The sequence below is a fragment of the Pseudomonas grandcourensis genome (assembly GCF_039909015.1).
GTDB classification, from domain to species: domain Bacteria; phylum Pseudomonadota; class Gammaproteobacteria; order Pseudomonadales; family Pseudomonadaceae; genus Aquipseudomonas; species Aquipseudomonas grandcourensis.
Map to the genome: position 1 here is coordinate 6,081,112 of NZ_CP150919.1, position 12,880 is coordinate 6,093,991.

A 12,880-nucleotide genomic window follows, 5' to 3' on the forward strand; every position below is an offset into this window, starting at 1 on the left:
GATGTATCTGTTTCGTCTAGCCATGGCCAGCCTGGCTAACCGCCGCTTCACCGCGATCCTCACCGCGTTCGCCATCGCCCTGTCGGTGTGCCTGTTGCTGGCAGTGGAGCGCGTGCGCACCGAAGCCAAGGCCAGTTTCGCCAGCACCATCAGCGGCACCGACCTGATCGTCGGCGCCCGCTCCGGTTCGGTGAACCTGTTGCTGTACTCGGTGTTCCGCATCGGCAACGCCACCAACAACATTCGCTGGGACAGCTTCGAACACTTCGCCAGCAACCCGAAAGTGAAGTGGGCGATCCCGATGTCCCTCGGCGACTCCCATCGCGGTTACCGGGTGATGGGCACCACCGAAGCCTACTTCGAGCATTACCAATACGGTCGCCAGCAACACCTGCAACTGAGCGATGGCCGTGCTTTCGAAACCGATCCGTTCGAAGTGGTGCTCGGCGCTGAAGTGGCCGATGCACTGCACTACAAACTCGGCGACAAACTGGTGCTGGCCCACGGCGTGGCGGCGATCAGCCTGGTCAAGCACGACGACAAACCGTTCACCGTGGTGGGCATTCTCAAGCGCACCGGCACACCGGTGGACCGCACGCTGCACATCAGCCTCGGTGGCATGGAAGCAATTCACATCGACTGGCACAACGGCGTGCCGGCCCGGGGCGAGGGGCGCATCACCGCCGACCAGGCGCGCAACATGGACCTGACGCCGCAAGCTATCACCGCGTTCATGCTCGGCCTCAACAACAAGATTTCGACCTTTGCCCTGCAACGGGAAATCAACGAATTCCGCGGTGAGCCGATGCTGGCGATCCTGCCGGGTGTGGCGTTGCAAGAGCTGTGGAGCCTGATGGGCACTGCGGAAAAAGCTCTGTTCGTGGTCTCGCTGTTTGTAGTGCTGACCGGGTTGATCGGCATGCTCACGGCGATTCTCACCAGCCTCAATGAACGCCGTCGGGAAATGGCGATCCTGCGCTCGGTGGGCGCGCGACCGTGGCACATCGCGACGCTGTTGGTGCTCGAAGCCTTTGCCTTGGCGCTATCGGGCGTGATCGCCGGTGTGGCGCTGCTGTATGTGTGCATCGCGGCGGCCCAGGGTTATGTGCAAGCCAACTACGGTCTGTTCCTGCCGCTGTCGTGGCCGAGCGAGTATGAATGGACGCTGCTCGCTGGCATCCTGATCGCCGCGCTGCTGATGGGCAGCGTGCCGGCCTGGCGCGCCTATCACCAATCCCTGGCCGATGGCCTGTCGATTCGTTTATGAGGACGTTGAAAATGCCCCGCGCTGTACTTGCGCTGTTGATGCTGGTCGCCCTGCCCCTGTGGGCGGCCCAGCCAAAAGACCTGAGCTGGTCGGAGATGATCCCGCCCGACGCGCCGAAAGAAGTGCCGAACATGACGCCGCTGCACGATCTGTCGCAGATGAGCAGCACGCTCTCGGCAGAGTCGGCGCCAGCAGCCAAACAGGACATGCCCAACGCTCCGGTGGTCAAGGCCCTCGACGGTCAGAACATTCGCCTGCCGGGTTACATCGTACCGCTGGAAGTGAGCGAGGAAGGCCGCACCACGGAGTTTCTGCTGGTGCCGTATTTCGGCGCCTGCATCCATGTGCCGCCACCGCCGTCGAACCAGATCGTGCACGTCAGGAGCGAAGTCGGCGTGAAGCTCGACGAGTTGTATCAGCCTTACTGGATCGAAGGCGCATTGCAGGTCAAGGCGTCCACCAGCGAGTTGGCGGATGCCGGGTATCAGATGGAGGCGGACAAGATTTACCTGTATGAATTGCCGGAGTGAATCCGGTGGTTTTGTGCTGTCTGTTAGTCCCTCTTCGCGAGCCTGCTCGCGATGAGGCCAGCAAAAACGCCACAAAATCCAACCCCTCCCCACTTTCATTGAGCTGCATCAAAAGACCGAATAGTTAGCCCGCTTACCATTGGACATCGAAAATTTTTAACGTCCTCTGGAGCCCCCCATGAACAAGTCCATGCTCAGCGCTTCGCTGGTTGCCCTCGCGCTCGCAGCCCCGCTCGCCCACGCCTTTGAGGCCGGTGACATCATCCTTCGTGCGGGCGCCATCACCGTTAACCCGAAAGCCGACAGCTCCAGCGTGAAGGTCGATCAGGGCCCGCTGGCCGGTACCAACCTGGGTGGCAAGGCGACCATGGACAGCGACACACAGCTGGGCCTGAACTTCGCCTACATGCTCACCAACCATTGGGGGATCGAACTGCTCGCCGCTACTCCGTTCGAGCATGACGTGAAACTCAAAGGCACCGCCCTGCCTGCCGCCAATGGCAAACTCGGCTCCCTGAAACACCTGCCGCCGACCCTGAGCGTGGTGTACTACCCGCTGGATTCGAAGTCGGCCTTCCAGCCGTACGTCGGTGGTGGCATCAACTACACCTGGATCTACGACGAAAGCCTCAGCAGCGAAGCCAAGTCCGCCGGCTTCAGCAACTTCAACGCGAAGAATTCTTGGGGTCTGGCCTGGCAGGTCGGTGCCGACTACATGCTGACCGAACATGTCATGCTCAACGCGCAGGTGCGCTACATCGACATCGATACCCGCGCTACCGTCGAAAACAACTCGATTGCACCGGGCACTCGCGCCAAGGTCAATGTCGATGTCGATCCGTTTGTGTACATGGTCGGCCTGGGCTACAAGTTCTAAAGTATGTTCACGTGGTGGTGAACCTGGCTTTGTGGCGAGCAAATTCAAAATCTGACGGCGACTGCTTCGCAGTCGAACGGGAGCAAGCTCCCTCGCCACTGGAGTTGCACAAGCTTTAAGGTAAATTCCGGCCGTGAAAAAGGCGCCTGTAAAAAGGCGCCTTTTTCATGTCCGCAGGGCAGTCATCTATCGACCCAGCAACCGCGCCAGCCCGACACACATCGGTGTCTGCTCTGTGGTACTGAAGCGTTCCAACAGGCGCCGGTTGTTCGCCCGGGAATGACGAATGTCACCGGAGCGCGCCGGGCCATAACTCACCGGTGGCAACTTGCCGACCACGGCTTCGAGCGCTTCGAGCATTTGCTTGAGGGTCGTCGCCTGGTTCCAGCCAACGTTGACCGCACCGGATTCGACCCGGGGCTTCTCGATGGCCTGCACCAGCAAGTCGACCAGGTCTTCGACGTAGACAAAATCCCGGGTCTGCTCGCCATCGCCAAACACCGTGATCGGCAGGCCTTTCAGTGCGCGCTCGCTGAATATGCTGATCACTCCGGAGTACGGCGAAGACGGATCCTGGCGCGGGCCGAAGATGTTGAAGAAGCGGAAAATCACCGGTTCCAGCGCATGCTGGCGGCGGTAGAAGTCGAAGTAATGCTCGCTGGCCAGTTTGTCCACCGCGTAAGGCGTCAATGGCGCCTTGGGTGTGTCTTCGTCGATCGACTCACCTTCGCCATTGTTGCCATACACCGCTGCGCTGGAGGCAAACAGTACGCGCTTGACCCCGGCCTGGCGCATGGCTTCGCAGACGTTCAGCGTGCCGATGAAGTTGCTCTGGTGCGTGCGCACCGGATCGTCCACCGAAGCCTGCACCGAAGCCACGGCCGCGAGGTGCGCCACGGCGCTGCAACCGGCCATCGCCTGGGCGACCAAAGCCGCATCGGCCACGTCGCCGACGATCAGTTCGACCTTGGGATTGTCCAGCGGCAGATTGCTACGCTTGCCGGTGGACAGGTCATCGAGAATCCGCACCGCATGGCCCTTGGCAAGCAGCGCGTCAGTCAGGTGCGAACCAATGAAACCGGCACCACCGGTGATCAAAACGGGGCCGTCAGCCATGGCGATAGAACCTGTCCAGTAGACCGGGAAGCGCCGCACGCCAGGCGCGTGGTTTGATCCCGAAGGTATGCAGAATTTTCTTGCAGGCCAAGACCGCATGTTGCGGTTCTTCGGCAGCATCCGGACGCGCGGCGTGGGCCTGGGCGGTCGGGGCTTCGATGGCCAGCGGATGCAGGCTGCGGGCTTCGGTCAGAATCGCTTGCCCCAGCGCCAGCGGCGTGGTCGCCTCATGCCCGGCGTAGTGGTAGGTGCCCCACAGCGGCGCGGCGCAATCGAGCTGCTTGAGCACAGATATGATCACGCGGGCGGCATCGTCGACCGGCGTTGGATTGCCGCGCCTGTCGTCGGCCATCAGCAATTCTTCGGGTTGTTCGGCACGGGCGAGGAAACGACCAAGGGCACCATCCGGGCTGTCGTCCAGCAGCCAGCCGAAACGCAGCAGCACGTGTTGCGGACAGGTGGCGCGCACGCTTTGCTCGATCCGCCACAACGCCTGACCCCGCAGGCCCAATGGCACGGGTTCATCTTTTTCGCTGTAAGCCGTAGCGCGGGAGCCGTCGAACACGCGATAGCTGGAAGGTTGCAGCAGGACGATGTTGTGGTGCTGGCACAGTTCCGCCAGACGCTCGATCGCGCGCTCCTGGCCGGCCAGGCGCGATTCGCTCACTGCCTCGGCCTGAAACCAGTCGAAGTAGTAGGCAAGGTTGATCAATGCATCGGGACGGGTGTCGTCGAGCAGTTGTGTCAGGCTCGCGGCGTCCCAGCCGTTTTCGGGCGGGCGGGGGGCGAGGAAACCGATGTCTTCCTCCGCACCGAGGCGAATCAGCGCCTGCCCAAGGGCATTTCCGCCGCCCAGTAACATAAGGCGCATTCGCATAGAGTCAGCAGGCCCAGTCTGATTGAAACGATGGCTTTATCGACATCGCCCCTAGGCGATGTCGTTGATAATTGCCGGAATCGTTGCATTTTGCGGGTTTAGTGCGCAACCGTCACCCGTAAAGTGTAGATGTCTTGGTTCACTGCGGCCCCTGTGGCGAGGGACGGTGATAAACGAGCGGTACTTGCATCTTGCGCCCCCCACCCGCATAAATTGCTGCATGAACCTGCCCACCCCCGCAGACAGTGCCCTGAGCGGCTTCCACCCTGCCGTCAGCGCCTGGTTCAGCCACACGTTCCCGGCGGTCACCGCCGCCCAGGCCCGGGCGTGGCCGTTGATCCGCCAGCGCCGTTCGACCCTGGTTTCCGCGCCCACCGGTTCCGGCAAGACCCTCACCGCCTTTCTCGCCGTCATCGGCGACCTGGTGCACCGGGGCTTGGAAAGCCCCGAAGGCTTGCCCGACGCTACCCTGGTGGTCTACGTCTCGCCCCTCAAGGCGCTGTCCAACGACATCCAGATCAACCTGCAAAACCCGCTGGCCGGGATTACCGAGCAATTGCGCGTGATGGGCCTGCCGCAATTGCAGATCACCACCGCCGTGCGCACCGGCGATACACCGCAAAAAGACCGTTCGGCGATGCGTAAAACGGCGCCGCACATTTTGGTGACCACGCCGGAATCCCTGTATGTGCTGCTCGGATCTGATTCCGGCCGGCAGATGCTCGGCACCACACAAACGGTGATCGTCGACGAGATCCACGCCATGGCCGCCAGCAAACGCGGCAGCCATCTGGCACTGAGCCTTGAACGACTGCAAGCCCTCTGCCCGGAGCCGCTGCTGCGCATCGGTCTGTCAGCCACGCAAAAGCCCATCGAAGCCGTCTCGCGCTTCCTGGTCGGTCACAACCGTCCGTGCGAAATCGTCGACATCGGCCACGCCCGCCCCCGCGACCTGAACATCGAAGTGCCGCCGGTGCCGCTATCGGCCGTGATGGCCAACGATGTCTGGGAACTGGTGTACGACCGCCTCGCCGCCCTCGCCCGGGAACACCGGACCACGCTGATTTTCGTCAACACCCGGCGCCTGGCCGAACGCCTGAGCCGGCACCTGAGCGAGCGCCTGGGCAAGGCTGCCGTGGCGGCCCACCACGGCAGCCTGGCCAAGGAGTTTCGCCTCGATGCCGAACAGCGACTCAAGCGCGGCGACCTGCAAGTGCTGATCGCCACGGCATCGCTGGAACTGGGGATCGACATCGGCGACGTCGACCTGGTGTGCCAGATCGCCTCCCCGCGTTCGATTGCCGGGTTTCTGCAACGGGTCGGCCGCTCCGGGCACCAGGTCGGCGGCACGCCCAAGGGCCGCTTGTTCGCCACCACCCGCGACGACCTGATCGAATGCGCCGCGCTGCTCGACTGCGTGCGCCGGGGCGAACTCGATACCTTGTTGATCCCGCAAGCGCCGCTGGACGTGTTGGCGCAGCAGATCATCGCCGAGGTCAGTTGCCAGGAATGGTCGGAGCAAGCGCTGCTGGATATGCTGCGCCGCGCCTCGCCCTACGCCGGACTCGACGACAAACACTATCAGGCGCTGCTGCACATGCTCGCCGAGGGTTACAACGGCCGTCAGGGCATCCGTAGCGCCTACCTGCACCGCGACGCCGTGAGCCGCACCCTGCGCGGTCGCCGGGGCGCGAAACTGACGGCGGTGACCAGTGGCGGGACTATTCCGGACAACGCCGACTACAGCGTACTGCTGGAGCCTCAAGGGCTGAACATCGGCACCATCAACGAAGACTTTGCGGTGGAAAGCATTGCCGGGGATGTCTTCCAGTTGGGCAACACGTCCTATCGGATCCTGCGGGTGGAAACCGGCAAGGTTCGGGTCGAGGATGCCCATGGTCAGCCGCCGACCATTCCGTTCTGGCTCGGTGAAGCACCAGGGCGCAGCGTCGAATTGTCCTCGGCGGTGGCGCGCTTGCAGGCACAACTCGACGACCTGCTGGGGGCTGCGCCAGGCAACTTGCAACCAGCGCTCGACTGGCTGACCGAGACCCTGGGTTTGAACCTCGCCAGCGCCGAACAACTGGTGGACTACCTGGCCCGCGCGCGGCAAACGCTGGGCGCCCTGCCATCCCAAGACACACTGTTGATGGAGCGCTTTTTCGACGAGTCCGGCGGTACGCAACTGGTCATTCACACGCCGTTCGGCAGCCGCATCAACCGCGCCTGGGGCCTGGCCCTGCGCAAGCGTTTCTGTCGCACCTTCAACTTCGAATTGCAGGCCGCCGCCAGCGAAGACGCCATCGTGCTGTCGCTGTCCACCAGCCACAGTTTTGAACTGGACGACGTCTGGCGCTACCTGCACAGCAACAGTGCCGAACACATCCTGATCCAGGCCGTGCTCGACGCGCCGCTGTTCGGTGTGCGCTGGCGCTGGAATGCCGGCGTAGCCCTGGCGCTGCCGCGCTACAGCGGCGGGCGCAAGGTCCCGCCGCAGATCCAGCGGATGAAAAGCGAAGACCTGATCGCCAGCGTGTTTCCCGATCAGATCGCCTGCGTGGAAAACCTCGCCGGCGAACGGGAGATTCCCGACCATCCGCTGGTGGAACAGACCCTCGACGATTGCCTGCACGACGCAATGGACAGCGAAGGCTGGCTGGCCTTGTTGCGGCGCATGGAACGCGGCGACATTCGCCTGATCAGCCGCGACTTGCCGGCGCCTTCGCCACTGGCGGCGGAGATTCTCAGCGCCCGGCCCTATACCTTTCTCGACGATGCACCGCTGGAAGAACGCCGCACCCAAGCGGTACTCAATCGGCGCTGGAGCGACCCGCAATCCACCGACGATCTCGGTGCGCTGGACGCCGAGGCGATTGCCGCCGTGCGCGAAGAAGCCTGGCCGGCGCCCTCCGCTGTCGATGAAATGCACGAGGCCTTGATGAGCCTGGCGTGCATCACCGATGCCGAAGCCGAAGCCAATCCGCAGTGGCTCGACTGGCTCACGACCCTGGCCGACAGCGCACGCGCGAGCCGTTTGCAGATCAACGCCGGGCAATCGTTGTGGCTGGCACTGGAACGCCTGACCTGCCTGCGGGCGATTTATCCACAGGCCGAATTGACGCCATCGCTGCAAGCGCTGCCGGACTTCGACGAGGTCTGGGTAGCCGACGACGCTATCCTCGAACTGATCCGCGCGCGGCTCAGCGCCTTCGGGCCGCTGGCCCTCGATCGCATTGCCGAACCACTCGGCTTGCCCGCTGCGCAGGTCAATCAGGCCCTGGCGCAACTGGAACGCGAAGGCTACGTGCTGCGCGGCCGCTTCACCCCGGGCACCGCCGAAGAAGAATGGTGCGAGCGGCATCTACTGGCGCGGATTCACCGCTATACGGTCAAGCGCCTGCGCCGGGAAATCGAACCGGTGGCATTGCAGGATTTCATGCGATTTCTGTTCGACTGGCAGCATCTGTCGAGCGCGAGCCAGGGTCAGGGCGCGGCGGTTTTGCCGGCCGTTATTGCGCAATTCGAAGGCTACCCCGCCGCCGCCTCAGCCTGGGACAGCGACATCCTGCCGGCGCGAATCAAGGACTACTCGGCGACCTGGCTCGATGAACTGTGCCGCAGTGGCAGGCTGGTGTGGACGCGCCTGACTGCGCACAACAAAAGCGCCAGCACCGCGCTGCGCAGTACGCCGATTGTGTTGCTGCCGCGCAACCGGGTCGGCCTCTGGAGCGGCTTGACCGAACAGACGCCGGTCAGCGAACTGTCGCCGAAAACGCAAAAGGTCCACGCCGCCCTCAGCCAGCACGGCGCGCTGTTTTTCGATGAACTGATCCATGAGGCCCACCTGCTGCGTTCGGAGCTGGAGATCGCCCTGCAGGAACTGGTGGGCGCGGGGCTGGTGAATGCCGACAGCTTTGCCGGGTTGCGCGCACTGATCACCCCGGCCAGCAAGCGCCAGCCTCGCAACAGCCGGCGTGGACGCGGGGCATTCATCGGTGGCATGGACGACGCCGGACGCTGGGCCCTGTTGCGACGCGCGCCGGTGGTGCAAAACCAGCCGACGCCTGCCGAAACCCTTGAACACATCGCCATGACCTTGCTGCGTCGCTATGGCGTGGTGTTCTGGCGCTTGCTGGAGCGTGAGGCGGATTGGTTGCCAAGCTGGCGCGAACTGCTGCGTACTTTCCATCGCCTGGAGGCACGTGGCGAGATTCGCGGCGGGCGGTTTGTCAGTGGCCTGGCGGGCGAGCAATTCGCCCTTCCCGAGGCGATTCCGTTGTTACGGAAGGTGCGGCGTCGGCCCCATGACGGCAGCCTGGTCGCGGTGTGCGGGGTCGATCCGCTGAACCTCGCCGGCACGCTATTGCCCGGCGCGAAAGTCCCGGCACTGGCGAGCAATCGGCTGGTGTATCGCGATGGTTTGCCGGTTGCTGCCGAGATTGCCGGCAAGCAGCAGTTCTGGGGGGAGTTGGATCAGCAACTCAGTGCCGAAGTGCGCAATAAACTGATCCGGCACTGAGGGTGTCTGGTCTGGCGCCTTCGCGAGCAGGCTCGCTCCTACAGTTGATCTGTGTCGTTCAAAAATCCCCCTGTAGGAGCGAGCTTGCTCGCGATGAGGCCAGCACGGCCAAAAAAACTATTGAGACCGCGGCCGATCCGGCATCAGCACCGCCGAATGATCCGGCTCATGCGCTGCCTCCGGCGGTGCTTCGACCGGATGCCTCGGCACTAGCGCCTGCTGTGGATAAGTCTGCGCGAAGTTCACCCACGGGCAGTTATCCACAAGCTTTTTCAAGCGCTGGTTGAAGGCCCGGCTCACTGCGTATTGTCCACCGGATACCGTGCGGAATTGTGCGGTCAGCACCACACCGTTGAGGTCCATCTTGTCGACGCCAAACACATCCAGCGGTCCTTGGAGGTTGTAGCGCAGGAACGGGTCGTTGCTGATGGAATGCCCGGCTTCGCGGATCAGTTCGATGGCCTTGTCGACATCGGTGTCGTAGGTGAATTGCACCGAGAAAAACGCATAGGCGAATTGCCGTGATTGGTTGGTCACGGCCTTGATCTGCCCGAACGGCACCGAGTGCACGAAGCCCTTGCCGTCGCGCAGACGCAAGGTGCGGATGGTCAGGCCTTCGACGGTGCCGGCATGCCCGGAATCGAGCACCACCCAGTCACCGATGGACAGTGTGTCTTCGATGATGATGAACAGCCCGGTAATCACGTCCTGCACCAGTTGCTGGGAGCCGAAACCGATCGCCAGGCCGATGACCCCGGCACCGGCCAGGAACGGCGCGACGTTGATCCCAAGGTTGGCCATGGTGGTGATCGCGCAAATCACCACCAGGATGATTTTGATCGCGTTGCGCAACAGCGGCAGGATGGTTTTCACCCGCGTACTTGGCTGGCGCGCCGAGCGCTTGTTGGCCGGCGGTTTCAGGGCTTCCTGAATCGCCGTGTCGAGCACCACCCAGACCATCCAGGTCACCAGCAGGATCAGACCGATGTGGCTCAGGGAATCACTGATCGCCCGGCCCACGGCATTGGTCACTGCGAATTCGAACAGCGACACGCCCCAGATTCGCCCGAGGATATCGATGAACACGATGGCCATGCCGATGCGCAGCAAGGCGTGGGACAGATTGAGAAAGCGTTCCTTGTAGGCGCTGCTACGGCGCAGGTCCGCTTCGCTGCGGGCCTTGAACAGATGATGCAGCGTGGTGCTGAGAAACACCGTGGCAATCAGCAACACCGTGGTGAACAGGGCGCTGCGCAGCACTCTCTGGTTGTCCGCCCCGGCGCCGATCAGGTTGATGATCGAAACCAGCACCATCAACAGAATCGGCCAATACCAGAGCCCGGAAAATATCCGCAGGGTTTCACGCAACGCCGGCTGCTTGAGGCGCTGGGCCAGCGGCAGAATGCGGATCACATGGGCGACCGGACGGCGCATGCGGATCACCAGCAAGCCGAAGGACATCGACGCTGCCAACCCGGTGAACACGGCGATGCTGCTGGTGAGATTGTTGCCCAGTTGATGGGCGATCTGCGGGCTGGTCAGGGCGTCGCTCAGGGCCACCAGAAAACCGATGCCGAACAGCGGTCGTGGGCTGTGTTGGCGAATAATCTGCACCGCCCGCCGCTTGTGCCCGGCATTGAACACCACCACCAGCGACAGCACCAATGATGCGGCAAAGACCCCGGCACTGGTGGCATAGGCAAAACACAACGCCAGCGCCCGTCCCGCCGATATCGGCAAAAACTGGCTGGCATAAATCGTCAACGGCAGGCTGATCACCGCCGGAAAGGTGTAGGGCAGCACGTAGCCGAGCAACGCCTGGCCCCGTTCACGACTGAGCAGCAGACGATGCTCGCACAGGCGCCTGGCAGCCATCCGCCCAAGCAGCCAAAGACAGGCAAACACCACCGCCCACACACAGGTCAGCAGCAGGAAATCGCCGGCGACGCTCCAGGGCGAACGGGCCGATGGCTGATTGACCAACTGATCCACTTCATCGGCCGCGCGGTCGGCACGCAGGCGCCAGACGTCGACGAGGTTTTCGTTGAGATCGAGTTTGGTCTGGACCTCGTCGATGCTCGAACTGATGGCCCCCAGTAATCCGCCTTGTACCAGCGGTTCGGGGTGGGCCGGCGGCGTCGCGGCGGTCGCGGTGGCCGGCAGCCCCGGTATCGCAGCGGCTTCCAGTTGCTCGCTGCCCACAAATAGCAACGCTCCGAGCAGTATCGCGGTCTTGAGCCTGATCAAAGCACCCGCTCCTTTGGCTGTGTCTGTATGGAACTGATCGAGAAATGCCGGGCAAGTTCGGATATAGCTCCCTCGCCACAGACTAACACCCACGCTCGCGATCTTTGCGCCCAAGACAAATATCAAATGTCCATCCCTGTATTTTTCTGAACGAGCCAAATCCCGACACTGCGCTCCATCACATCATTGCACCGGAGTTGCAGCCATGCCCATTGCCTTGCTCGCGCTGACCCTCAGCGCCTTTGCCATCGGGACGACCGAGTTCGTCATCGTTGGCCTGTTACCCACCATTGGCGCCAACCTCGGCGTCAGTCTGCCATCCGCCGGGCTGCTGGTCAGCCTGTATGCCCTTGGCGTTGCCGTCGGCGCCCCGGTGCTGACCGCCCTCACCGGCAAGGTTCCGCGCAAGTTGCTGCTGTTGTCGCTGATGGTGCTGTTCACCCTCGGCAATCTGTTGGCGTGGCAAGCACCGAGCTACGAGTCGTTGATCCTCGCGCGAATCGTCACCGGCCTGGCCCACGGGGTGTTTTTCTCGATCGGCTCGACCATCGCCACCAGTCTAGTGCCGAAGGAAAAAGCCGCCAGCGCGATTGCCATCATGTTCACCGGCCTGACCGTAGCGCTGGTCACCGGCGTGCCGCTGGGGACATTCATCGGCCAGCATTTCGGCTGGCGTGAAACCTTCCTTGCCGTTTCGGCCCTGGGCGTGATCGCCTTCATCGGCAGCCTGATCTACGTGCCGAAAAATATCGCCCACAGCAAACCCGCATCGTTGTTGCAGCAATTGCAGGTGCTCAAGCAACCGCGCCTGTTGCTGGTGTATGCCATGACAGCCGTCGGCTACGGCGGCTCTTTCATTGCCTTTACCTTCCTCGCACCGATTCTTCAGGACCTCTCCGGCTTCAGCGCCGGCACCGTCAGCCTGGTGTTGCTGGTCTATGGCATCTCCGTGGCCGTCGGCAACATCTGGGGCGGCAAACTGGCGGACAAGCGCGGCCCGATCAGCGCCCTGAAAATCATCTTTGCCCTGCTCGCCGCCGTGTTGTTCGTGCTGACCTTTACCGCCGGCAATCCGTGGCTCGCGCTGGCCACCGTGCTGGTCTGGGGCGCCGTGGCGTTCGGCAACGTGCCGGGGTTGCAAGTGTATGTGGTGCGTCAGGCCGAGCATCACACCCCGCAAGCGGTGGACGTGGCGTCCGGCCTGAACATCGCGGCGTTCAACCTCGGCATTGCCGGTGGCGCCTGGGGCGGTGGCCTGATCGTCGCCCACATGGGTTTGATTCACACTGCGTGGATCGGTGGTCTGGTGGTGCTGGTGGCGCTGGCATTGACCGCGTGGAGTGGACGCCTTGATCGCCTCGGCCCGGTCTATGCCGAACCCGCTGAGGGCTCTACCCGCATTATCACTGGCCACTGATAAACCCTGTGGGAGCGAGCCTGCTCGCGA

At 62.9% G+C, this 12,880-nt stretch carries 8 protein-coding genes; 5 read left to right on the top strand and 3 right to left on the bottom strand.

Features of this window, described 5'->3' with window-relative positions:
• The first annotated feature begins 1 nt into the window (after window position 1).
• The 3 genes from AABM52_RS27350 to AABM52_RS27360 all read left to right on the top strand — a co-directional run bounded on the left by AABM52_RS27350 (window position 2) and on the right by AABM52_RS27360 (window position 2,674).
• Window positions 2-1,267 carry an ABC transporter permease gene (locus AABM52_RS27350; RefSeq protein WP_347909379.1) on the top strand — a complete coding sequence of 422 codons (1,266 nt, stop codon included), beginning with the start codon at window positions 2-4 and terminating at the stop codon, window positions 1,265-1,267.
• A gap of 11 nt (window positions 1,268-1,278) precedes the next feature.
• Window positions 1,279-1,797 carry a DUF3299 domain-containing protein gene (locus tag AABM52_RS27355; protein ID WP_347909380.1) on the top strand — a complete coding sequence of 173 codons (519 nt, stop codon included), beginning with the start codon at window positions 1,279-1,281 and terminating at the stop codon, window positions 1,795-1,797.
• A gap of 178 nt (window positions 1,798-1,975) precedes the next feature.
• Complete coding sequence (locus AABM52_RS27360; RefSeq protein ID WP_347909381.1) at window positions 1,976-2,674, top strand: OmpW family outer membrane protein; 699 nt, start codon at window positions 1,976-1,978, stop codon at window positions 2,672-2,674.
• 186 nt (window positions 2,675-2,860) lie between these two features.
• Here the strand turns inward: AABM52_RS27360 and AABM52_RS27365 are convergent, their stop codons facing one another.
• Together AABM52_RS27365 and AABM52_RS27370 are read right to left on the bottom strand one after the other, a co-directional pair.
• Window positions 2,861-3,790 (bottom strand): NAD-dependent epimerase/dehydratase family protein, encoded by a 930-nt coding sequence (locus AABM52_RS27365; RefSeq protein ID WP_347909383.1) that lies wholly within the window; start codon window positions 3,788-3,790, stop codon window positions 2,861-2,863.
• Window positions 3,783-4,667 carry a sugar nucleotide-binding protein gene (locus AABM52_RS27370; RefSeq protein ID WP_150726884.1) on the bottom strand — a complete coding sequence of 295 codons (885 nt, stop codon included), beginning with the start codon at window positions 4,665-4,667 and terminating at the stop codon, window positions 3,783-3,785. The genes AABM52_RS27365 and AABM52_RS27370 overlap by 8 nt, the downstream gene beginning before the upstream one ends.
• Window positions 4,668-4,887: 220 nt before the next feature.
• Between AABM52_RS27370 and AABM52_RS27375 the strand changes: the two genes are divergently transcribed.
• Entirely contained in the window at window positions 4,888-9,186 is a 4,299-nt protein-coding gene (locus AABM52_RS27375) for a DEAD/DEAH box helicase (protein ID WP_347909384.1), read from the top strand.
• Between the two features lie 117 nt (window positions 9,187-9,303).
• Here AABM52_RS27375 and AABM52_RS27380 read toward each other — a convergent pair whose 3' ends face one another.
• On the bottom strand, window positions 9,304-11,433 hold the full coding sequence (locus AABM52_RS27380; protein WP_347909385.1) for a mechanosensitive ion channel family protein: 2,130 nt from the start codon (window positions 11,431-11,433) through the stop codon (window positions 9,304-9,306).
• A gap of 205 nt (window positions 11,434-11,638) precedes the next feature.
• On the opposite strand from AABM52_RS27380, the gene AABM52_RS27385 reads away from it, so the two are divergent.
• Window positions 11,639-12,850, top strand: a complete 1,212-nt coding sequence (locus AABM52_RS27385; RefSeq protein WP_347909387.1) for an MFS transporter — start codon at window positions 11,639-11,641, stop codon at window positions 12,848-12,850.
• Window positions 12,851-12,880 lie beyond the last annotated feature (30 nt).